The 21690-nt window shown below is 70.8% G+C and carries 16 protein-coding genes and 1 pseudogene; 8 read left to right on the forward strand and 9 right to left on the reverse strand.

Annotated elements, in window-relative coordinates; all coding sequences use genetic code 11:
- The first annotated feature begins 147 nt into the window (after positions 1-147).
- A complete protein-coding gene (locus ACWDYJ_RS13405; protein ID WP_451565642.1) occupies positions 148-3819 on the forward strand; it encodes a DUF4132 domain-containing protein in 3672 nt (1223 codons plus the stop codon).
- 146 nt (positions 3820-3965) lie between these two features.
- Here the strand turns inward: ACWDYJ_RS13405 and ACWDYJ_RS13410 are convergent, their stop codons facing one another.
- Both ACWDYJ_RS13410 and galE read right to left on the reverse strand, forming a co-directional pair.
- Positions 3966-4205 carry a hypothetical protein gene (locus tag ACWDYJ_RS13410; RefSeq protein WP_451565643.1) on the reverse strand — a complete coding sequence of 80 codons (240 nt, stop codon included), beginning with the start codon at positions 4203-4205 and terminating at the stop codon, positions 3966-3968.
- Between the two features lie 78 nt (positions 4206-4283).
- Positions 4284-5285: a UDP-glucose 4-epimerase GalE gene (gene galE, locus ACWDYJ_RS13415; RefSeq protein ID WP_451565644.1), complete on the reverse strand. Its 1002-nt coding sequence runs from the start codon at positions 5283-5285 to the stop codon at positions 4284-4286.
- 228 nt (positions 5286-5513) lie between these two features.
- Between galE and ACWDYJ_RS13420 the strand changes: the two genes are divergently transcribed.
- Positions 5514-5738, forward strand: coding sequence for a hypothetical protein (locus tag ACWDYJ_RS13420; protein WP_451565645.1), 225 nt, complete (start codon positions 5514-5516; stop codon positions 5736-5738).
- Between the two features lie 124 nt (positions 5739-5862).
- Complete coding sequence (locus tag ACWDYJ_RS13425) at positions 5863-6366, forward strand: metallophosphoesterase family protein (protein WP_451565662.1); 504 nt, start codon at positions 5863-5865, stop codon at positions 6364-6366.
- 385 nt (positions 6367-6751) lie between these two features.
- Here ACWDYJ_RS13425 and ACWDYJ_RS13430 read toward each other — a convergent pair whose 3' ends face one another.
- Both ACWDYJ_RS13430 and ACWDYJ_RS13435 read right to left on the reverse strand, forming a co-directional pair.
- Positions 6752-7906 (reverse strand): ParB/RepB/Spo0J family partition protein, encoded by a 1155-nt coding sequence (locus tag ACWDYJ_RS13430; RefSeq protein WP_451565646.1) that lies wholly within the window; start codon positions 7904-7906, stop codon positions 6752-6754.
- Positions 7903-8634 (reverse strand): nucleotide-binding protein, encoded by a 732-nt coding sequence (locus ACWDYJ_RS13435; RefSeq protein ID WP_451565647.1) that lies wholly within the window; start codon positions 8632-8634, stop codon positions 7903-7905. Before ACWDYJ_RS13435 ends, ACWDYJ_RS13430 begins: the two co-directional genes overlap by 4 nt.
- A gap of 1304 nt (positions 8635-9938) precedes the next feature.
- On the opposite strand from ACWDYJ_RS13435, the pseudogene ACWDYJ_RS13440 reads away from it, so the two are divergent.
- Positions 9939-10096, forward strand: a pseudogene (locus ACWDYJ_RS13440) (IS5/IS1182 family transposase); the annotation flags it as partial.
- Positions 10097-10123: 27 nt separating this feature from the next.
- Here ACWDYJ_RS13440 and ACWDYJ_RS13445 read toward each other — a convergent pair.
- Complete coding sequence (locus ACWDYJ_RS13445) at positions 10124-10543, reverse strand: hypothetical protein (RefSeq protein ID WP_451565648.1); 420 nt, start codon at positions 10541-10543, stop codon at positions 10124-10126.
- 1021 nt (positions 10544-11564) lie between these two features.
- Here ACWDYJ_RS13445 and ACWDYJ_RS13450 point away from each other — a divergent pair.
- Positions 11565-12170 (forward strand): DinB family protein, encoded by a 606-nt coding sequence (locus ACWDYJ_RS13450; RefSeq protein WP_451565649.1) that lies wholly within the window; start codon positions 11565-11567, stop codon positions 12168-12170.
- 195 nt (positions 12171-12365) lie between these two features.
- Here ACWDYJ_RS13450 and ACWDYJ_RS13455 read toward each other — a convergent pair whose 3' ends face one another.
- Positions 12366-13343, reverse strand: coding sequence for a helix-turn-helix transcriptional regulator (locus ACWDYJ_RS13455; protein WP_451565650.1), 978 nt, complete (start codon positions 13341-13343; stop codon positions 12366-12368).
- Positions 13344-13471: 128 nt separating this feature from the next.
- Here ACWDYJ_RS13455 and ACWDYJ_RS13460 point away from each other — a divergent pair, with 128 nt between their 5' ends.
- Positions 13472-14212 carry an NIPSNAP family protein gene (locus ACWDYJ_RS13460; RefSeq protein ID WP_451565651.1) on the forward strand — a complete coding sequence of 247 codons (741 nt, stop codon included), beginning with the start codon at positions 13472-13474 and terminating at the stop codon, positions 14210-14212.
- Between the two features lie 435 nt (positions 14213-14647).
- On the opposite strand, the gene ACWDYJ_RS13465 is transcribed toward ACWDYJ_RS13460, so the two are convergent.
- Genes ACWDYJ_RS13465 through ACWDYJ_RS13475 form a run of 3 tightly spaced genes read right to left on the reverse strand, consistent with a single transcriptional unit; the run spans position 14648 to position 17627 of the window.
- On the reverse strand, positions 14648-15049 hold the full coding sequence (locus tag ACWDYJ_RS13465) for a DUF6009 family protein (RefSeq protein WP_451565652.1): 402 nt from the start codon (positions 15047-15049) through the stop codon (positions 14648-14650).
- Positions 15046-16560 (reverse strand): DNA primase family protein, encoded by a 1515-nt coding sequence (locus tag ACWDYJ_RS13470; RefSeq protein WP_451565653.1) that lies wholly within the window; start codon positions 16558-16560, stop codon positions 15046-15048. The genes ACWDYJ_RS13465 and ACWDYJ_RS13470 overlap by 4 nt, the downstream gene beginning before the upstream one ends.
- The gene (locus ACWDYJ_RS13475) at positions 16557-17627 is read right to left on the reverse strand and encodes a bifunctional DNA primase/polymerase (protein WP_451565654.1); all 1071 of its coding nucleotides are present in this window, start codon (positions 17625-17627) and stop codon (positions 16557-16559) included. The genes ACWDYJ_RS13470 and ACWDYJ_RS13475 overlap by 4 nt, the downstream gene beginning before the upstream one ends.
- Before the next feature lie 941 nt (positions 17628-18568).
- On the opposite strand from ACWDYJ_RS13475, the gene ACWDYJ_RS13480 reads away from it, so the two are divergent.
- On the forward strand, positions 18569-19915 hold the full coding sequence (locus tag ACWDYJ_RS13480; protein ID WP_451565655.1) for a UDP-glucose dehydrogenase family protein: 1347 nt from the start codon (positions 18569-18571) through the stop codon (positions 19913-19915).
- A gap of 177 nt (positions 19916-20092) precedes the next feature.
- On the forward strand, positions 20093-21690 hold a 1598-nt coding region (locus tag ACWDYJ_RS13485), incomplete at its 3' end, for an FAD-dependent oxidoreductase (RefSeq protein WP_451565656.1).

The raw sequence follows: 21690 nt of genomic DNA on the forward strand, positions 1-21690 counted from the left end.
GGACGGGCGCGGCGACGGCCAAGGGTTGACCGGTCGACGATGGGCCGGCGCGGGCGGTTGGGGGCTGGTGAGGGCTGGTGAGGGACCGTTGTCAGAGGGGCCGTTTACTGTTTGGTCAACTGATCACGTGGGGCAAGGGGAGGCACCGTGCAGCGCTGGGAGTACGTTGGCGAGGGCTCGGCCATGTTCTGGGAGGCCGAGGCGGAGGGCCTGTCCGTCACCCTGCGCTTCGGGCGTTCCGGGTCCGCCGGCAGCACCCGGGTCAAGGAGTTCGACTCCCCCGCCGACGCACAGTCGTACCTGGTCAGAGCGATAGCGGAGAAGGAACGCAAGGAGTACGGGAAGACGGGCGCGCCGGGCTCGGCCGATGCCCCCGCCGCGCCCCGACCGACCGTGGAGGACGTCGCGGCCGGCGGGGAGGCGTCCCCCGCGCTGCCCGACGAGGAGACCTTCACGCTCCCCGCGACCTGGAAGCGGAATCTGCACCCACGGCGGGGCGGCGTCCCCTCGACGGGCTCTCCCCTTGACGAGAACGCGCCGGTGACACTGCGTCAATGGCTCGCGGACTGCTCGGGATCGGTCGAGACGATGCTGTCCTCGGCGACGAGCGAGCCCCGACTGGTCGAGGCCGCCCGGGCGCACCAGGGCGGCCGGGCGGACCCGCTCGGCGCCGCGGTCCTGGCCACCCCCCTGGCCACGCTGCTGCCGTCCCGGCGTAGCACGCTGGCGGCGGTCGCGGACGCGTGGGCGGTCGAGCACGGCCTGCCGTTCGCCGCCGTCGCCGCGGTCGAGCTGCTGGAGATCCAGAACACGTGGGAGGGCCGCGGCAACAAGAACCTGCTGACCGGGATCGAGTCCCGGCCCGAGGACCAGCACGAGTGGAGCCGGCCTGCCGGCCGGATCGCCCTCGGCCGGATCCGGTCGCTGCTCGCCATGGCCGACGAGGAGACGTACCGGGCAGCGGTCGCGGCCCTCGCCCGCCGCCGGCACAGCGTCCGCCGGTCCGTCAGCGTGTCCTTCCTCGTACCGACGCAAGAGCAGTGGGTGGACGAGTGCCTGGCGAATCCGGCGGCGCGGCTGCACGCCGACACCTCGGTGCGGGAGCTGCTCCTGTGCTCGATCGGCACTCCCGGCCAGGCCCGTGCGTACGGCGGCCGGGCCGACATCGGCTGGCGCTCCTGGGACGCCACGGTCGTCGCGACCGTCGCCGAGGGGGTCGGGGCCGCGATGGCCCCGTTGCTCGCGGGCGAGCTGAACCGGCAGGACGTCGACACGGACTACACCAAGGCCATGGCGGCCGCGCTCGCCGAACTGCCCGGCGACGACGCCTTCGGCTTCCTGCTGGCGCGCCTCGACAGCAGGCACGTGCGGCCCGCCCTGATGGCCGCCGCCCGCCGTTTCCCCGTACGGGCACTGCGGCTGCTGGCGGCGGCCTCGTGCGGCTCGGACAACGGGGCCTCGCCGGCCCGGCAGTTGCTCGCCTCGCACGTCGCCGCCCACCACGCCCTCGCGCTCGCCGTGCTCCCGGACCTGGCGCAGCCGCTCGCCGCGATCGTCGCGCCGCTCGCCCACGGGGAGGGGCGGATCCCCGAGGTCTCCGCGGACAGGCTGCCGGCTTTGCTGACCAGCCCGCCGTGGACCCGTAAACGTACGGTCGTCAAGCCGCGGGTGATCGGCGGGCCGGCCGCGCCGGCCGGCGCGCGGATGGCCTGGCGGGCGGACGAGCGGCAGGCCTGGGCCGCCGGCGAGTCCTGGGCCACCGGCTGGAAGCCGTACCGCCCGTTGGAGCACTACCTCGACGCGCTGCGCAAGGGGATACGGGTCAACCCGTACGACGCGGTGGGGTTGTTCACCCACGGTCCCGCCGAGCTGGTCCGTCCGCTGCTCGCCGACTGGGAGGGACCGGGGCACGCGTACGAGGGGCTGAGCATCTTCAAACCCATCGTCGCGGCCCACGAACTGGCGGCGCTGCCCGTCGCGATGCGCATGGCGGCCCTCAATCCGACCGTCATGGCGCCGATCCTGCTGCCGTTCGTCGACGTGGGCGTGGCCCGTGCGATGGCGGACTGGCTGGAGCGGCTCAAGACGGCGGGGCAGACCGCGCGGGCCTGGTTCGCCCGGCACGGCGCCGAGGCGGCCGGGCTGCTCGTCCCGGACGCACTCGCCGCGCCCGGCGCGGCGCGGACGGCGGCCGAGCGGGCGCTGACCCTGATCGCGGCGACGCACGGCGCCGACGCCGTCCGGCAGGCTGCCGCGGGGTACGGAGCGCAGGCGGCGGAGGCCATCGAGGTCCTGCTCGCCTCCGATCCGCTGGAGAGCGCGCTCCCCGCCAGGATGCCGAAGCCGGCCGAGTGGGCAGGCGGGGCTGGTGGGGTTGGTGGGGCTGGTGGGTCCGACGGGTCCGTTCTGCGGGCGCTGCCGCAGGTCGAGCTGGTGGCCGGGGGCGCTCTGCCGGTCGCGTCGGTCGGGCATGTCGTCACCATGCTGGCGCTCTCCAAGCCTGGCGGGGTGTATCCGGGGCTGGCCCAGGTGCGGGAGTTGTGCACGAAGGAGTCCCTGGCGGAGTTCGTCTGGGCCCTGTTCGGGGCGTGGCAGCTCGCCGGAATGCCGCCCAAGGAGTCATGGGCGCTGCACGCGCTCGGCTGGTTCGGCGACGACGGGACCGTACGCGGGCTCACGCCGGTGATCCGCGCCTGGCCGGGCGAGGGCGCGCATCAGCGGGCCGTCGAGGGGCTCGACGTACTGGCGGCCATCGGCACCGACACGGCCCTGCTGCACCTGCACGGGATCGCGCAGCGGGTGAAGTTCAAGGCGCTCAAGCTCCGGGCCCAGGAAAAGATCACCGAGGTCGCCGCCGAGCTGGGCCTGGGCGCCGACGAGCTGGCCGACCGCCTGGTGCCGGACCTCGGTCTCGACGCGGACGGCGGAACGGTCGTCGACTACGGCACGCGCCGCTTCACGGTCGGTTTCGACGAGCGGCTGGCGCCGTACGTCCGGGACGCGAGCGGCCGCCGCCTGAAGGACCTGCCCAAGCCGGGTGCCCAGGACGACGCCGAGGCGGCCGCGGCCGAGCGCAAGCGTTTCATGGCGCTGAAGAAGGAGGTCCGGGCGATCGCCGCGGACCAGGTGCGCCGTCTGGAGGCGGCGATGGTGAACGGGCGGTCCTGGACCGCCGCCGACTTCCGGCAGCTGTTCGTCGAGCACCCTCTGCTGGGGCATCTGGTGCGGAGGCTGGTCTGGCTGGCCGAGAGCTCGGGTGGCGGTACGGGGGCGTTCCGGGTGACGGGCCATGCGTACGCCGACGTGAAGGGTGAGACGGTGGTGGTACCCGACGACGTCACGGTCAGGCTGGCTCACCCGCTGCACCTGGGCTCCGAGGCGGCGGCGCTCTGGTCCGGGGCCTTCGCGGAGTACGGAATCGCGCAGCCCTTCCCCCAGCTGGACCGGCCGGTGCTGGCCGTCACCGAGGAGGAGGCGGCCGGGGCGCGGCTGACCCGCTTCGAGGGCATCACCGTGCCGGTCGGCAAGCTGCTCGGGATGCAGAAGCGCGGTTGGGAGCGCGGGGTCCCGCAGGACGCGGGCGTGGAGCGGTGGTTCTCCCGGCGGCTGGGCCCCGAGTGCCATCTGGTGATCGCGCTCGATGAGGGCATCGCGGTCGGCATGACCAGCGAGTTCCCCGATCAGAGGCTGGATACGGTCTGGCTGGACAAGCAGCCCGGCGACCACTGGCAGTCGCGTACGTACCCGATGAGGTTCGGGGACCTCGACCCGGTGACCGTGTCTGAGGTCCTGGCCGACCTGACGGAGCTGACGTCGTGAGGAGGTCGTGGGGTCATGCGGTCGTGAGGTGGTGAGGTGGTGAGGTCGTGAGGTGGTGAGGTCGTGAGGTGGTGAGGTCGTGAGGTGGTGAGGTCGTGAGGTGGTGACCTGCGGTCAGAGGCGGGCGATGTCGACGGGGAGCGGCATCAGGCCGCGTCGGCTCCCCGCTCCCGGGAGCTCGGCGGGACCTCGTCGGGGAAGGCCTCGTCGAACTCGTCGCGGTGGTCTTCGCCCCAGGTCACGGCGTAGTGGACGAACAGCCGGCGCTGGCGTTCGCGCAGGGGCAGGTCGTGGACGAACTGCTTGAGGGACTTGCCTTCGGCGGCCGCAGCGGCGCGGACCTCCTCCAGCTCCTCATCGGTGAAAGAGATGTTCAGAGAAGGCATACGCCGATGGTACCTGTTTGGTACCTACACGGCGAGGGATCGGCCCGCGGCGCTGCGGCATGGGATCGAGCGTCGCGGTCAGTCGCCGGAGCCGATCACCGTGTCGCGCTTGTCGTACCAGCGGAGGGAATCGCGGATGCCGTCCTCGATGGAGTGCTCGGCCTTCCAGCCGAGGAGTTCCCGGGCGAGGCCGACGCGCGCGTAGGCTCCGGCGGAGTCGCCGGGGCGGCGGTCGGTCTCGACGGTGGTCAGCGGTGTGCCGGTGACGGACTCGAAGGCGGCCACGAGTTCACGGACGGTGGTGCCCTGGCCGGTGCCGAGGTTGATGACGCGGTACGGCTCGGTGCGGGTGACGGCGTCGAACTCCTCGAGGGCCTTGACGTGGGCGGCGGCCAGGTCCCAGACGTGGATGTAGTCGCGGATGCCCGAGCCGTCGCGCGTGGGGTAGTCGGTGCCGGTGACGGCGAAGGACTCCCCCGCGTGGTGAACGTCGATCATTTTTCCGAGAGCGTGCGTGGGGGTGCGGATCTGGAGGCCGCTGCGCAGTTCGGGGTCGGCGCCGATGGGGTTGAAGTAGCGCAGGGAGACGACGTGGAGGGCCTTGGAGGCGGCGACGTCGCGCAGGATCGTCTCGAAGAGCGCCTTGGTACGGGCGTAGGGGCTCAGGGTCTCGATCGGGGAGTTCTCGTCGACGGAGAAGTCGCCGGGGTCGGCCTGGTAGATCGAGGCCGAGCTGCTGAAGAGGAGGTTGCGGCAGCGGTTGCGGACGAGGTGCTCCAGGAACTGGATGCCCTTGGAGACGTTCTCGCGGTAGTAGCCGAGCGGGTTGGCGACGGAGTCGGGAACGACGATGAGGGCGGCGCAGTCGATGGCCGTGACGATGTCGGGGTGGTCGGCGAAGATGCGGTCGACCAGCGCGCCGTCGCAGATGTCACCCTCGTAGAAGGTCCGGCCTTCGGTGAACTCGCGGCGGCCGGTGGCGAGGTTGTCCAGGATGACGGGGGTGATGCCGCTGTCGATGCATGCCGAGCCGATGGTGCTGCCGATGAAGCCGGCGCCGCCCGCAATCAGTACCTTCAAGGTCTCATTCCTCATTCGTCTGTTCGTGTGACGTCCCTGCCGGGGCCTGGGGCCCGGGTCGCCTCCTGCCGGATGATGATGCAGTGGTGATGGTGCCATACGGCCCCGTACCGTCCTCGCTCGCGGTCCGGGCCATGCCCAGGGCCGGGCGACGCGGCGGGTCGGCCGGGCAGGCGCACTCGGGCGAACCCGGGTGCGCCTGCCCGCCCTTCCCCTCAGGCTGGATACATGCCCGACCGCGCACACATCACCGTCCACCCCGTCACCGCCAAGGGCGGCCGACCGGTCACCGCGCACGCCCACGGCGTCGACGAGCCCCTGGGTATCGCCCACGACCTCGGCGATGTCATGGAGTTCGCACGCAAGGCCGGACTGGGGAGCGCGGCCGAGTCCATGGACCGCCCGCACCCGTCGATCGTGTGGAGCGGCGGCGGCCCCGACGTCTGGGAGTGACCACCAGGTGCCACGTGCCGATATGCGGGCAGGGCTGCCGGCCACCGTCGAAGGCACTGACCGGACCCGAGCGACTCAAGCGACCCAAGCGACCCACATGCGAGACATGTTCGACATCGGGCCCATGCACTTGCTGCTGATCTCAGACACCCACGTCCCCAAGCGAGCGCGGGAACTTCCGCCCGAAGTCCTGGCCGAGATCGAACGCGCCGATGTCGTGCTCCATGCCGGCGACTGGACCGACGTAGCGACCCTCGACCTGGTGGAGACACGGGCCCGACGTCTCCTCGCGGTTCATGGGAACAATGACGGCCCCGAGCTCCGGGCCCGCCTGCCCGAGGTCGCCCGCGCGTCGCTGGGAGGCGTGCGGGTGGGGGTCGTGCACGAGACCGGGCCGGCTCAGGGCCGGGAGCGCAGGTGCGCGGAACGGTTTCCCGATCTGGACGTGCTGGTATTCGGCCACAGCCACATCCCCTGGGACTCCATCGCTCCCGGCGGGCTGCGGCTGCTGAACCCGGGCTCCCCGACCGACCGCAGGCGCCAACCACACCACACCTACATGACAGCCGTCGCCTCGGACGGAGAGCTGTCCCAGGTGCGCCTGCACCGGCTGCCCGCCCGACAGTGACCGCTGCGCCCCCCGGTCCCCGGACACATGGGCGCCTCGGCGCTTGCGCCAGCGACCGAAGCGACCGAAGCGACCGAGATTCGGGAACCGTTCGACACAGGACGGCGTCCGAGAGCAGGAATCGGATATCAAGGCTCTTTCCGAACGAGTGCCATAGGTCCGGCATTTTGTATGTATCGGAAAAAAGCGACTCGCAGAAAGGGGCCCTGAACGGCCTTTCTCCGCACCCCTGGTGTGATCGGATCTCAGGGGATCTGACAGGCCGCCAGAGAGCCGTACAGCCGTTTCTTCCTTCCCGTAAGAGCCGAAAAAGGAGACTGGCCCCACTCCTGTCGAGGGAGCGAGGCCAGTCCGGTTCAAAACCGGGTTTTGAACTCCGTGCCGATTACAACTGTTCCAGCAGCAGCTCGGCCACCCGCTGGCGGTACGCGTCGTCGGTCAGCTCCCGCAGACCCAGGACGAGGTCCTCGGGACGGTCGGCCTCCTCCAGGAGTGCGCTCAGCAGCGGCAGCGCGGAGATGGCGGTCCGGGTGTCCCCATCCGCCACTTCCCCGCCGACGGGAACCGGCTGTGCCTCCGGAGTCGGTGCGGACACATGCGGATCCGGAGAAGGCCCCGGGGAGGCCGTCCCGCTCCTCGGCTTGACCACCGGTGCAGCCGACGGCGGGACCGGCACCGGAGCGGCCGGTGCCGCGACGGAGGCGGCCTCGGTCGCGGCCGGAACTTCGCTCTTCACCGGAGCGACCGGAGCGACCGAAGCGACCGAAGCCATCGGAGCCGGAGCAGCCGTGGCCGCCGTGGCCTCGGGTTCCGCCTCGCGATTCGGCTTGGGCTTCGGCTGCTGCGCCTGGCGCTGGAGCGCCGCGTACTCCGCGTGCTGCTCCTCGTGGTCGGCCGTACGGGCGGCCAGTTCCCGGGCCGCCTTCAGCTTGAACAGCCCCGCATCGACCCGTCGCTGCAACTCGGGTGCCAGCCGCAGCAGGCTCAGGCGGTGGGAGATGTACATCTGCGACTTGCCGATGCGCGATGCCACCTTGTCCTGCGAGCCGTACTTCTCCACCAGCGCCTGCAGGAAGGCGGCCTCCTTGCACGGCTCGATCGCCTTGCGGTGGATGTTCTCGATGATGACGGCTTCGTCCAGGAGTCCCTTGCCGTCACCGAGGTGGTCCTGGACCTTGATGTCCAGGCGCGTCCAGCCGAGCTGGCGGGCCGCGGCGAAACGGCGGTTGCCGTTGACCACGACCCAGTCGGCCGAGCCGACCGCCTCCGTGTGCTCCGGCTTGAGCCGCAGGAAGACGTCACGCGAGACGACGGCGACCGGCTGGAGCTGGCCCACCTCCCGCAGGGTGACCATCAGCTCCTCGAACTCGGGGTCGTTGGTGCTGTACTCCCCCTGGCTGCGCGGGTTCCCCGGGTTACCGATCACCGTGTGCATGAGTGCGGTCGTCGGCGGAACCTTCACCTCGGGCGCGCCGCCGGCCTCCGTGGCGGCGGACGGCTTGTCTCCGATCAGGCTCGCGAAGTTGGTGCGCTTGCTCATCGACGCTTGGCCCCCGCTCCGATCTCCAGTGCCAGCTTGTAGAAGTCCTCGCGGGCCTCCATGGCCACACGGTTCTTCTTGTAGCGGGTGACGACCGTTCCTTCAACCGCGGCGCGCGCGTGCACCTTGTAGTGGCGGATGACGGTGTTGGCGAGGTTCCAGCCGCTGCCCTCGATGAAGGCGCGGGTGTCCTCGAGGTCCGCGATGCCGTCGCGCGGGTCCCAGTTGTTGATGACGACCCAGTACGGGATTCCGAGCGGCTTCACGACTTCTTCGATGGTCGTCTGGGTCGGGATGAAGCCGAGCGGCTCCGGCTCGACCGGGATGATCAAGTCGTCGGCGTTGGAGAGAACGGCACGCATGGCGTCGGCCGCCGCGCTGTCACCGAACGGATCGCCCGCGACCTGCACCTCGTCCTCCGGCAGATCCATCCAGCCGGGGGTGTCGATGAAGGCGTGCTTGACCTTGCGGGTCCTCTTCAGGTCGGGGAAGTAGGCGAGGTCCTTGCGGGACTTGGTCTGGATGAAGGAGAAGGGGAGATCGTTGCCTACCCGCTCCGACCACCAGGTCGCCGAGCCCTGCGGGTCGCTCGAGACGGCGACCACGTAGTCGGGCTCACCCTCGGGCGCTTCGCCGAGGACCTCCGCCGCGACGGCGGCGATGTTGACGGTGAGAGTCGATTTGCCGACCCCGCCCTTGCGGTTGATGACGGCTGTGATGCGTGCCATGGGTTGTGCTCCATTGGGTTCCGTGTGCTTCCCGACCACGAGGGGGCCGGTACTAGCGGACCGGCCCAGCATTGCACGCCAAGGGCATTTGTCGGAATCTCACACCGCGGCTCACCCTCAATTCCTGTACCGAATCCGGCGCATTGGCCCTCGATGTGCCGCCCCGCGGGACGCAACTGTCACCGTCGCGTGACCGGAGGAGGGGTGTGCGGAGGCGTGTCTCTGCCCCTCGGGGTGACCTCTCGGCGTGACCGGCGAGCGCCGAACGAGGCCCCGGAGGGGCGGTTCTTCAAAACCCGGTTTTGAAAACCGGCCCTGCGGGGGCTGGTCCAGACGGTGACCGACTCGGTCCGAGCCTCGCTCTCATCCCGCGTTCTTCAAAACCCGGTTTTGAAAACTCCCGGGCAGAGCCGACCACGGCCTCCCCCCGCCGGACTGAGGGCTCGTCCGGCGGGTCGAATGACGGGCCCAACGACGAGTCGTTCGGTGCGGTATGGGGGGCGGGGCAGTCTGTCCGATCGAGGGTGGGCGTTGGAAGGATCACCGCCCGTCATCAACGAACGCGGACACGTCCGTCCCACCTGTGTGGAGACAAGGCGTACAGCTCACGTCGCACAGGAGGCGCGGTTCAGCGGCACAGGGTTGTGTCCACGACGCCGTACATGCGCTCCTCGGTTGCCTGGCTCGGCTGAGTTGTCACGGCGACGTTGGCGGCGCGACCGCCCTCGGTGGCGCCGCCTGGTGGACACGATCTGGGCCTGCGGCCCAGGCCCAGGAAGGGTCCCATTCCGTGGCGTCGGCCAGAGGGGCGCCTGCAGCGGGCACACCGTCGGTGTGCACCAGCGGTTCAGGCCCTTCTCGGCGAAGTTCGGCCTGGCGGCGGCTGACCCAGCGTCTCCGGATACAAGGACGCGCCAGAGCCTGCAAACACCAGCCCCCGACCCATCCGACACGCCCTAAGGCAACCTGGCCGCCGGCCGCCCGCACTGGGCCCCTCCGCCGGAGGTACGGCTGCCGAGCTGTACACGCTGATGCAGAGACAGACGCTGCTCATGTCACCACGCGAGCGGGCGGCGGCTGAGTGCCGCCGGACCAAGTCCAACCGTTCGGGAAAACCATCGCGTGGAGGCGACTTCACGGCCCGGCTTCAAAACCGGGTTTTGAAAAAGCCCCGCCGGGGCGACAGATGCGCTGCCGGAGTCGGTCGCGGCGGGCGGGCGGGCGGGCGGGCAAGAACTGCGCTCGTCCACTGCCGATCGCACGAGCCCCAAGGCGGGCACCACGGTGAACGCGGACGGCGCTTACCTGGCACCGGCTTGATCGTCCCGCACCGCAGACGAGCCGGCCTGCCCGCTCCTGCGCGGTCAGGAAGAGGACAACACCGAGCACCGAAGGGTCCGGGCTCGCGTCGAGCACGCCGGCGCCCGCATGAAGAACTGGAAGGTCCCTCCGCGACTGCCGTGGCCGTCCCACTTACGGCTGCCTTGCGTCAGGTGTCGGCCGGATCGGTTCCGATGGCTCCCGCGGCTTGAAGATCTCGTCCCAGGTGCCCAGTGAGGATGCGGGGGTGCCGACGCCACCACCACATGTCGGCGTGAGGGATCGCGTGCAGTTGATCGAGTGCGAGGCCGTCGTCGTGGACGGTGGCGGCCACGAACCGTTCGTCCAGCTCCTTGATCCTCTGGGTCCAGAGCAGGACGGTGTGGTCGTCCAGGAGGAGCCATGCCTCGTGCAGCCAGTTCCGGCAGTAGAGGTCGTTGGTGTACTCGTGGGCGAAGTCGCCGTATCCGCGGTCGACAGCGTCCACGAGCCAGGCCCACTTGTTGACCATCTCGGCGACGGTGAACGCCTTGCGCCAGCCACGCTGGTGCAGCAGTTCGCCGACCGCGGCCTTGTTGTGAGAGTCCATCGGCCCAAAGACTTTCATGCGGCAGCTCACGTTGCCAGCTCGATGACGGCGTCCGAGAAGCCAGGCTGCTTCGGCAAGCTGACCACGGGTCCCCCAACCGGACTCCCGTCCCGCACGTTCTTCAAAACCCGGTTTTGAAAACTGCGCGGCAGAGCCGACTCATCGGTCGCGGCTCGTCCGCTGCGTCGGATCTCGCAGCGCCATTTTTTCAAAACCGGGTTTTGAAGGGCGGGCGGAGGTGCGGCCACAGGCAGCGGCGGACGGTCTCCGGTCCTGTGGTTGCGGCCCGAGTGCGGCAGCCGGATGCGAGTCTTCAAAACCCGGTTTTGAAGCCACCTCCCGAATGGAGACACCTCAAGGTTCCTCACTCGTCAAGTCGCATGCTCCTAGCCGCTGTGTAGCCTGTCGATCTGTTCGAACGGGATGAGGGGCGGGGCCGCGGGTGGATGTCGAACGAGCGCATGCTGCGATCCAGCTCCCTGAAGGGTCCTGGTGGGACTGGGACGTCGTCACCTGGGACGGCGGACAGCTCCGGCTCGCCGCAGGCCACGATCTGGCCTACCACCACGGCCTGGAACTGGTCTTCAGCGATCCGGTATTCGTCAGCTGCCCGTCCGCCTTTCACGATCCGACCTTCCGCGCCCCGTCGCCCGACGGATCAGCGCTTCGCTCCCCGGGTGCGTTCCGCGGGCTGGCCAACCCTGTAGACGCCGGACGCCGGCACTCTCCAAGCGAGGCGCCGGCGCCGGGAGTACCTTAGGCGTCCGTCCGGCGGAAGCCGGATGTGACGGCCCTGGCGCTCGAACGGCCAACCCGGTTCTCATCCGGCTGGACCGCTCTTCACCACGGAAGAGGCTTACGGCGGACTCCGACCGCAGTCCGAGGTGCTCGGTGACCCGGGTTCTCCGGCGGCCGGCCCGCGCGAGCGAAGTCGTCCGGGGAGCAGGTGTCAGCAGCCCAGCCACCGTCCGGTCCCCCAAGGGCCCGGTTCAAAACCGGGTTTTGAAGGAGACTGTGTCCCATGATCGAATCAGATGCCAAGGTGGATCTGCACCTCTACCTCCAGGACGCTCGCGAGGCCTTGCTGTGGAAACTTGAGGGGCTGTCGGAATACGACGTGCGGCGTCCCATGACGCCGACCGGCACCAATCTCCTGGGGCTCGTCAAGCACGCGACCGGCGCCGAGGCGATGTACTTCGGCGATACCTTTGGGCGGCCGTTCGCCGATGCGCCGCCCCTCTGGATCACGGGCAACACCGAGACGAACGCCGACATGTGGGCGACCGCCGACGAAACGCGGGAGCAGATAGTCGGGCTGTATCGGCGGGCATGGGCCCACTCGGACGAGACGATCGAGACGCTGCCCCTCGACGCGGTCGGCCGAGTGGCTTGGGGCGAGCGGAACGAACTGACGCTGCGCCGGGCCCTCGTCCACATGATCGCCGAGACCGATCGGCACGTCGGCCATGCCGACATCGTCCGGGAGCTCATCGACGGTGTCGCGGGACTGCGGATCGGCAGCGACAACATGGCGCCCGGCGACTCGGCGTGGTGGGAAAACTATCGAGACCAGTTGGAGCGGGTGGCCAAGGCAGCAGCCGACCGGGGCGCTACCTCGGAACACTGACAGCCCTGTCGGGGACTGACGTCCTAGACCCCTCGCCCCGGGTGGCCCGGCGCCGCGCGCATCTCCGCGTCCGGTGCTGTCGTACGTGGCCGACCGGCACCTCTTCGGGCAGACCTCTCCGTCGGCATGGGGACCGGGGGCTGCCGTGTCCTGACGGGTGACGACCAGACTCGCGCGCGGTGCCTTCCTGGTGGGTCAGGCGATCCCGTATGCCCGGGCGAGTACACCTACCGTGTCGGCCATGGCTTGGCGTAGTTCCGCCGGCGCGAGGACCTCGACGTCGCCGCCGAGCCGCAGTAGCTCACCGCACGCGTGCTGGGTGCTCTCGGTCGGGATGACCGCCTCGACCCACCCGTCGTCGCCCACGGCGGTCGCGGTGGACTCGACCGCCCGCACCACCTCCGGGGGAAGGTTGTCCGGCAGGCGTCGGCGTCCCCGTGGGGACAGGCGGATGGTGGCTGTGCCGGTGTAGCGGCGTGTCTGGAAGCCGTCGAGGTACGAGGTCCAGTACGCGCCCAGGTCGAAGTCCTGGGGGCGATCGAACCGTTCGTCGCTCAGCGCCGCGTCGAGGACCTGGGTGACCCGGTAGGTCCCGATCCGGCTCTCCGCCGCGGCCACGAGATACCAGGTACCGGATTTGAGTACCAGGCCGTAGGGGCGAAGACGGCGATGCACCTCTTGCGGCGCGCGCCAACGGCGGTAGCGCACGTCCACCACTCGCCGTGTGAGCACCGAGTCGACGAACAGGGTCAGATACGGGCTCTGTTCGGGATCCCGGTACCAGGCCGGAGCGTCCAGGTAGAACACCGCCGCGGTCCGTGCCGCTTCCTCACGCAGTTCCGCCGGCAACGCGGCCAGCAGCTTCAGCCGTGCCGCCGTCACCTCCGCCGCAAGCCCCAAGTCGGCAGCGGGGCCGGGCAGCCCGGCGAAGAACAGCGCCCGCGCCTCACCCTGGCTCATCCCGGTCAGGCGGGTGCGATAGCCGTCGAGCAGCTGGTAGCCGCCTTTGCGGCCCGGCTCCGCATAGAGCGGAACGCCGGCGACCTGCAGACGCGCCAGGTCACGGTATGCCGTCCGCACGGACACACCCAGCTCGTCGGCTATCCCTCTCGCGGACATGCGGCCACGGGATTGCAGCAACAGCAACACCGACAGCAGTCGACCAGCGGACATGGGCACATTCTCTCCCGGAAACCCTGACAACCCCTGGCACACATCCGTCCTACCGTCAGTCCACGCCCGGCTCCGACTGAACGAGCCGGAAACCCGCGCCCGAAGAACAGAACTGAACAGGAGTCCGCGTGCCCCCCACTGAGCCCGTCGTCCGCCCCGCCGTGATCGAACTGCGCCAGTACACACTGCGTCCCGGCCGACGCGACGAGCTCATCGAACTGTTCGACCAGGAGTTCATCGAAACCCAGGAAGAGGCAGGGATGTCCGTGCTCGGCCAGTTCCGCGACCTCGACGACCCTGACCGCTTCGTCTGGCTGCGGGGGTTCCGGGACATGGCGGCACGACACCGCGCGCTGACGGCCTTCTACGACGGCCCCGTCTGGGCCGAGCACGGCCCCCAGGCCAATGCCACCATGATCGACTCAGACGACGTCCTGCTGCTGCGCCCCCTGTCGGACGAGAACGGCTTCGCTCTCCCCCCGCCCGAGCGGCCCCAGGTCGGGGCTCCGGCACCGGAGCGATTCGTGTCCGTCACCATGTGGTCCTTCCCTCCCGGGCGGCACGACGGCATCGCGCTGATCCGGGACGGCCTCCTCCCCCTGCTCCACAGGACGGATCCCGCGCCGCTCGCCGCCCTCACCACCGAGACAGCGCACAACACGTTCCCCAGACTGCCCGTCCGCACCGGAGAGAACGTCGCCGCGGTCTTCACCTCGTATCCGGACGAGACCGCTTACCGACAGCACCTTGCCGATGTACAGGCCCATCCCCTCGCACGGGAGGAGATCCTGCCGGGCATCGAGCGAGAACAGACAGCAGCCCCCCGGATCCTGCGGCTGACGCCCACCGGCCGCTCGCTCATCTCCTGAGACGCGCCGGGCACCACCCGCGCGGTCCGGCTGTTCACCACCGAGCAGCCCGCCCGGCCACTGAGCCATTGTTCGCGATCGCATCGACCCGTGGCGATCTCGGCATCACCACCGCGCTCTCCTCGCCGTGTCCCGCTGTGACCGTCGTCCTCGCCGCCGCGTGCTGCGCGGCGCGTACATCGGTCCAGCCCGGGGGCACTGTCGCCGCCCTGGGCGTGGAACGTGCGGCGGTGATGCACCGGCTGCGCGAGCGGTACGGCCTGCCCGCCGAGGGCGGCGGTGAGTTCACCAGTGGCGGCGGCATTGCGAACGCGATCGCAGTCGACCCGCACGCGCGGTGGCTCCGGCCGCCCCGTCACGGCCCCGGCCGGCACCGGGCACGCCGGGGCCGGCCGGCACCGCGGGCGGTGGACCGAGCACCGCGGGCCGGGGCTCTCAGCTCTCCGGAAGCGTTATTCCCAGCTCTCTCATCGCCGGTGACGGCGGACCCGCCGAGCGCTGCGTCTTGTGGCCCGTCACTCCGGGTGCGATCGTGCGCGGGTCGATCGCCTCCGACGGCGAGCTGGAGGCGTAACTGCCGTGCGGCTGCTCGTCGCGGTCGTGGGGAAGCAGCCAGAAGACGCGGCGCAGGAAGGTCCCCGACGCCCTGGAGGCCTTCGCGGTGCCGGAGAGCGTCGCGTAGCCCACCATCCGGCCGTCGCGGTGGTACGGGGGGCGCCCGCGGCGGTTCTGGAGCCGGTCCAGGGACTGGCGTACGTAGTCGAGTTCGTCGATCGGCTCGAGCCAGACGATCTCGGATTCGTGAGCGATCTGATGGGGCTCGATGAGGGCGCTCACCGGTCTTCCTCCTCGCCTGGGTCGGCGAGAAGACCGATCCCTGGGTAGTACTTGCGCTGATTGGACGTCAGCATCTGCTTCGGGCTGCTCATACCAAGGGATTCCCGCACGCGGGCCGCGAATGCACGTGACGTGACCGGATTGGCCCCCTCGTCCACGCACCACTGCCGGTACGCCTGGTACATCCGGCTCTGTTCCGCGCGCATCCCGGGCTCCAGCGCGCAGGCCTCGTTGATGAAGCGGCCCATGTGGTCCTCGGTCTCGGCGTACGCCGTGGTCGCGATGGACACCCGGTCCGGTCCCGTGAGGTCCTTCTCGCCGCCCAGGTAGCGGCGGGCTCCTTCGATGAGCCAGGCCAGGATGCCGGGGCCTTCCTCCTGGACGAGGGCGTCGGCCAGGTTGTCGACCTTTCGGCTGTCGGAGACGACCCGTTCGAAGGGGATCAGGCGCATGCGGCGCCAGAAGGCGAAGCCGCCGGTGCCGACCTCGGGGCGGTGGTTGCCCAGCAGCCACAGCTTGTGCGTGGGGTCGAAGGAGAAGAAGTCCTGCCGCATGCGGCGGGCCTTGATGCGGTCGCCGCCGGTCAGGAGCTTGACCCGGGCCTCGTCGAAGCGGTCCCCGGGCTTGAGTTCGGAGCAGACGATGACGCGCCGGCCGTGCAGTTCGGCGAGGTCGGTGGGGTGGCCCTCGAAGGGCTTGGCCATCAGGAAGCCGGGCGGGGCGGCGTCGGCGTAGTCGCCGAGCAGTTTGACCATGACGTCCAGCAGGACCGATTTGCCGTTCTTTCCCATGCCGTACAGGAACGGCATGATCTGCGCGCCCACGTCCCCGGTGATGGAGTAGCCGAGGAGCAGGTGCAGAAAGCTGATCATCTCCTGGCCTTCGGCGTCGTCGCCGAAGGTGTCGCGCAGGAAGCTCTGCCAGCGTTTGGCGGGGAGGGGATCGGGCGCGACGGAGGTGGCCCTGGAGTGGTAGTGCTTGCTCGGGTCGGGGGCGCTCATGAGGCCCGTACGGAGGTCCACGACGCCCTTGGGAGTGCACAGGGCGTACGGATCGGCGTCGAGCTGCGCGGCGTTGAGGACCATGCCGGGGGCGGACTTGGCCTGGAGGAGCATCGCCTTCATGCCGGCGGTGGACAGGGCGCGGCGGCGGTGCTGGCGCAGGCTGGTGGTGGTGTTCTCACCGGTCGGGTCGTGCACGGCGAGCTGCTCGGCCATCTCCCCTGCCGCCCAGACGACGGTGTCGTCCTCGTCCAGCTCCCAGCGGTGGCCGACCCACTTGTACCAGCCGAGGCCCGGGACGTGGCGGTAGTCGCGCCCGTAGAGGCGTACGAACAGCTTGGCGTTGCCGCGGTCGGTGAGGCTGTCGGGCAGCAGGCCGCCGGCGGTCGCCTGGAAGAGCATGGGCTGCGACTGGGCCTGCGCGGGCAGCGGAGTGGGGTTTCCCGCGAGGATCTGCTGGGCGACGGCCACCGGGTCGAAGTCCCCGCCGCGGCCGGTGGGGTGCGTCATCGGCGGCCTCCGGCGTACAGGGGCTTGCTCTGCCCCGCGGTCATCCCGCTGGCGATGATCTGGCGTACGCGGGCCTGCTGGCCGGGGCGTACGTGGTCGGCGACGTCCTGGAGGGCGCGTTCCGCGTCGGAGGCGGCCAGGTGGCCGGCCGCGACCAGTCCGCCGACCGTGTACGCGGCGCGGTTGAGCTTCTCGGAGAACCCGGCGGAGTGCGCCTGGCTGCCGCAGGCGGCGACCTCGGCCAGTACGGTGCTCAGCACGGCGGCGGCCTTGTCCCTCCCGCCCCCGGCCGCGATGACGGCGTGCCGGGCCCGCAGGGGCACCTGTACGGGCGACGGGGCCTCGGGTTGCTCGCGCAGCAGGTGCCCGGTGCGCAGGAGTTCCTCGGCCAGCCACTCGGGCAGCTCCGCGGGGGTCCTGCAGGGGCCCACGGCCTCGTACATGCCCGCCTGCGTGACGGTGCCGGGCGCCACGATGTAGCCGCCCTCGGCCCGTACGTCGACCTGCCAGGCCAGCGCGCGGCTCTTGCCCGTACCGGCGGAGCACAGCCAGCGGCGGCCGGCCCCGGCCCGGTACCACAGGTGCAGCCCGCCCGAGGGGGTCCGTACGCGCAAGGTGTTCCTGTCCTGGGCGGGATCCGGCGCACCGCGCAGGGCGGCCAGCACGGCGAGGGTGTGGAAGCCGTTGGAGAGCCCGTCGAGGGCCACGTCGCCGGGAATGTGGATCCCGGGCAGGATCCGGTCCCGGGGCGGCACCTCGCCGCCGTGCGCGTCCACGTCGATGACCACGAGCCCGGCCGCCCCGGTGGCCACGGCGATGCCGAAGCCCGGGTTGGGGCCCCACCAGGAGTCGATGCGCTCGGGGTCGGTGGTGGCGGCGTGGAACCCGTGGCACCAGCGGCCCACGGGGAGGCACGGACACCCTGCGGCCTGGTGGCCGGGGGTCCGGCACAGGACGCAGTTCTTGGGTGGCGTCTTGAGCATCGGAGCCAGCGGATGGACGGGCCAACCCTGTTCGGCGCACCACCGAGCGACCGAGCGACTTTCGGGCGCGGAGGAGGGCGTCATGCGGCTACCTGCCGGTCAGCGACTGAGTCCGCCCGTGGGTCGCTGCATGAAAGCTGCAGCTCAGAGGGCATCTACGACTCCAACAGCGACCGAAGCGACTCAAACTCAACTATGGAACCGTCACACCCTAGCGGACGATCACCCAAACCGGACGGACCGCATCGGCGTGGTGAACGGGTGACGGAAACAGCGACCAGCGACTGAGAAACAGCGACTGAGACCTTTCAGTCGCTGCTTCGGTCGCTGAGACAGAATCGCAGATCAGAGGGGGTAGGACTACCCAAACAGCGACTGAAGCGACTGAAGCCTCCTATCTATGACACGCACACACGCGCGCAAATGTCTTCATATACCGGAAGTTGAGTCGCTTCGGTCGCTGTCTGCCCTATATAAGCCGCCTGACCTGCGGAAACACCCAGCGACTGAAGCAGCGACTGAAGACGTTCAGTCGCTGCTTCGTTCAGTCGCTGCCTTCTTGGCCCTCAGCGACCGAAGCGACCCAAGCGACTGGACTTCAGTCTTGGGTCCGCCGCTGTCCGCGACTGTGGATGCCTACCGTGGCGCGTGGTGCCGCTCATCGGCCGACCGGCCGGTGCCCGCCGCCCACGAGGTGCTGGTACGGGTTCACGCGGCTGCGGTCAACGCCCGCGACTGGCACCTCATGCGCGGCGCCCCGTACGCGGCGCGCCTCGCACGAGCACGCGCGCGCGAAGATGGTCGTCACCGTGTGAGACCCCGGAGGCTCCGGCGGTGGCAGGACCGGCGGCATCACCACTCGTGTCGCGCTCGTGTCGCGGAAGGGTGAATCCGCAAGGCCGCAGGCACCGTCCCGGATGCGGGGGCCCCGGTGCGGCCACAGGATGGTGCACGCGTCGGCGGGGGTTCGGTAGAGGCTCCGGCCGGGGCAGGCAATCCGCGGATGGTGAGGACAGGGAGCTGCTATGCGTGTCGGGGTCGTGGGCCTGGGCTATGTGGGGCTGACCGCCGCGCTCGGTCTGGCCGAGCAGGGGCATGTGGTGACCGGGGTGGACAGTGCCGCGGAGCGGGTGGCGTTGTTGGCCGGGGGGCGGCTGCCGTTCGAGGAGCCCGGTCTGGGGATTCCCCTCGCAGCGGCTCTCGACGCGCAGAGCCTGTCGTTCACCACCCGCCTGGCCGGCCCGCTGGACGCGGTGGTGGTGGCGGTGGGCTCGCCGCCGACCGCCTCGGGGCGGCCGGATCTGCGCCAGGTGACCGCGGCCCTGCGCGGTGTGCTGGAGCTGGATCCGCTGCCCGGCCTGATCGTGGTCAAGAGCACGGTTCCGCCGGGCACCAGCGTGGCCTGGCTGGACTGCGAGGGCTCCCTGGGCGCGGCTCTGGCGGGACGGTACGTGTACAGCCCGGAGTTCCTCAACCAGGGCGCGGCGATCGACGACTGGCGCCACCCGGCCCGCCTGGTCGCCGGTGTCTGCGAAGCGGGGCTGGAGGGGCCGGTGCGCGAGCTGTACCGGGGTATCGACGCTCCGCTCGTCGTCACGGACCCGACCTCCGCCGAGGTGATCAAGTACGCGAGCAACGCCTTCCTGGCCACCAAGGTGAGCTTCGTCGGCGATCTGATCACCCTGTGCGAGGGCACCGGGGCCGACATCGACGACGTGCTCACCGGCACCGGTCTCGACCCGCGCATCGGCCCGGCCTTCCTGCGCGCCGAAGGCGGCTACGCGGGCTCCTGCCTGCCCAAGGACACCCTGGCCCTGCGCCACTGGGCCCGCCTCACCGGCCGGCCGCTGCCCGTCATCGAGGCCGTCATCGCCGCCAACCAGCTCCAGCAGCTGCGCACCGTACGCCTCATCGAGGACGCCCTCGGCTCCGCCAGGCTCCACACCGGCGAGCCCACCATCGCCGTCCTGGGCCTGCGCTACCAGCCGTGGACCGACGACCTGCGCGACGCCCCCTGCATGAGCCTGATCCCCGAACTCCAGACGCTCGGCGCCCGCCTGCGCGTGTACGAGCCCACGCTCGGCCCCGAGCAGATCACCGCCCACTTCCCCGGCGTCGAGGTCGCCACCACCCTCCAAGACGCCGTCACCGGAGCCGAAGCCGCCATCGTGCTCACCGACTGGCCCGAGACCACCGACGCCGACTGGAACAACCTCGCCACCCGCATGGCCGCCCCACGCGTCGTCGTCGACACCAAGAACTGCCTGCCCGCCGAATCGATCACCACCTCACCCATGCTCTACCGCTCCATGGGCCCCCGGACGGCGGCCTTCCACGAGGAACACGAGGAAACCGCCGACCGCCGGCCCTGAGCACCCCGCCCTGAGCACCCCGCCCTGAGCACCCCGCCCCTGGCCACGGGCCCGGACGCGTCCAGCCGTTTGCGCGAGGCCCCTCCGGGCAGGCGCGCCGGTGAGCGGTGGGCGGCTCCCGGGCCGCGACGCGCATCAGAGCCGGGGGGCCGCCGCACCACGTGGCGGGAGGGAGCCATGGCCGGACCGCGGATATTGATCATCGGGGCCGGGTTCGCGGGATTCCACGCGGCCCGCACCCTCGGACGCCTGGCCCGGGGAAAGGCGTCCGTCACCCTGCTCAACCCCACCGACTACTTCCTCTACGCGCCCCTGCTGCCCGAAGTGGCCACCGGCGTCCTGGAGCCCCGGCGGATCTCGGGCGCCCTGGCCACCGCCCTGCCGGGCGTACGGCTGCTCCTGGGCGAGGCCCGGTCCCTCGACCTCGACCGGCGGACCGTGGAGTGGACCGACCCCGAGGGCGGGCGGTCGGCCACGGCGTACGACCGCCTGATCGTCGCCGTCGGCAGCGTGAACAAGCTCCTGCCGATCCCCGGCGTGACGGAGCACGCGCACGGCTTCCGCGGCCTGCCGGAAGCCCTGTACCTGCGCGATCACATCACGCGGCAGATCGAGCTGGCGGACGTCGCCGAGGACAGCGCCGAGCGCGACGCCCGCTGCACCTTCGTCGTCGTGGGCGCCGGATACACCGGCACGGAACTCGCCGCCCACGGCCACCTCTTCACCGACGCCCTCGCGCACTCCCGCCCGGGACTGGGCCGGCCCCGCTGGTTCCTGACCGACGTGGCCCCCCGCGTCCTGCCCGAACTGGATCCGCGCCTGTCCGCCACCGCCGCGCACGTGCTGGAGCAGCGCGGGGTCATCGTGCGCACCCAGACCTCCGTGCGGCTCAGCACCGCGGGCGGGGTCCGGCTGACCGACGGCTCGTTCATTCCCACCCGCTCGCTGATCTGGTGCGTCGGGGTGCGCCCCGACCCGTTCGTCGAGGAGAGCGGGCTGCCCACCGACAAGGGCCGCCTGGTCGTGGACGAGCGGCTGTCGGTGCCCGGCCACCCGGAGATCTTCGCGTGCGGTGACGCCGCCGCCGTGCCCGACCCCTCCCGCCCCGGGCAGGCCACCCCGATGACCGCCCAGCACGCGGTGCGCCAGGGGCGGCTGGCCGCGTACAACGTCGCCGCCTCCTGCGGTGCGGGCGAGCCGCAGCCCTACCGGGCGCGGGAGCTGGGCTTCGCCGTCGACCTCGGCGGGATGCAGGCCGCCGCCAACCCCTTCCGGCTGCCGCTGTCCGGCCCCGCCGCGAAGGCCGTCACCCGGGGCTACCACCTGCTGGCCATGCCGGGCAACCGCCTGCGCGTGGCAAGCGACTGGCTCCTGGACGCCCTGCTGCCGCGCCCGGCCGTCCAGCTGGGACTGGTGCGCGGGGCGGCCGTCCCCCTGGAGAACACCGCTCCCGAGCTCCCCGCGCCGCCTCCACCCGAGGAGGAAGCCGCGTCCGGGAAGGCCCGGACGACCCGGACGGTCCGGACGGTCCGGGAGATCATGACCGTGGGCCCGGTCACCGTCGGTGAGCGGACGTCGGTCCATGACGCCGCCCGCCGGATGCGTGATGCGGACATCGGCGACGTCCTGGTCACCGACGACGGCCGGTTGCGCGGGGTGGTCACCGACCGGGACCTGGTGGTACGCGTCCTGGCCGAGGGCAAGGACCCCGAGCGGACCGCCGTCGGCGAGATCTGCAGCGAGGAGATCGTCAGTGTCGGCCCCGACGACGACGT

Source organism: Streptomyces sp. NPDC003042 (assembly GCF_053591315.1).

What these genes read in the sequence shown, in the direction of transcription:
- ACWDYJ_RS13455 (WP_451565650.1), bottom strand. Translation starts at nt 13,343, where the DNA reads ATGTCCGCTGGTCGACTGCTGTCGGTGTTGCTGTTGCTGCAATCCCGT.
- ACWDYJ_RS13425 (WP_451565662.1), top strand. Translation starts at nt 5,863, where the DNA reads ATGCACTTGCTGCTGATCTCAGACACCCACGTCCCCAAGCGAGCGCGG.
- ACWDYJ_RS13435 (WP_451565647.1), bottom strand. Translation starts at nt 8,634, where the DNA reads ATGGCACGCATCACAGCCGTCATCAACCGCAAGGGCGGGGTCGGCAAA.
- ACWDYJ_RS13410 (WP_451565643.1), bottom strand. Translation starts at nt 4,205, where the DNA reads ATGCCTTCTCTGAACATCTCTTTCACCGATGAGGAGCTGGAGGAGGTC.
- ACWDYJ_RS13475 (WP_451565654.1), bottom strand. Translation starts at nt 17,627, where the DNA reads ATGACGCCCTCCTCCGCGCCCGAAAGTCGCTCGGTCGCTCGGTGGTGC.
- ACWDYJ_RS13450 (WP_451565649.1), top strand. Translation starts at nt 11,565, where the DNA reads ATGATCGAATCAGATGCCAAGGTGGATCTGCACCTCTACCTCCAGGAC.
- ACWDYJ_RS13480 (WP_451565655.1), top strand. Translation starts at nt 18,569, where the DNA reads ATGCGTGTCGGGGTCGTGGGCCTGGGCTATGTGGGGCTGACCGCCGCG.
- ACWDYJ_RS13470 (WP_451565653.1), bottom strand. Translation starts at nt 16,560, where the DNA reads ATGACGCACCCCACCGGCCGCGGCGGGGACTTCGACCCGGTGGCCGTC.
- ACWDYJ_RS13445 (WP_451565648.1), bottom strand. Translation starts at nt 10,543, where the DNA reads ATGGACTCTCACAACAAGGCCGCGGTCGGCGAACTGCTGCACCAGCGT.
- ACWDYJ_RS13430 (WP_451565646.1), bottom strand. Translation starts at nt 7,906, where the DNA reads ATGAGCAAGCGCACCAACTTCGCGAGCCTGATCGGAGACAAGCCGTCC.
- ACWDYJ_RS13420 (WP_451565645.1), top strand. Translation starts at nt 5,514, where the DNA reads ATGCCCGACCGCGCACACATCACCGTCCACCCCGTCACCGCCAAGGGC.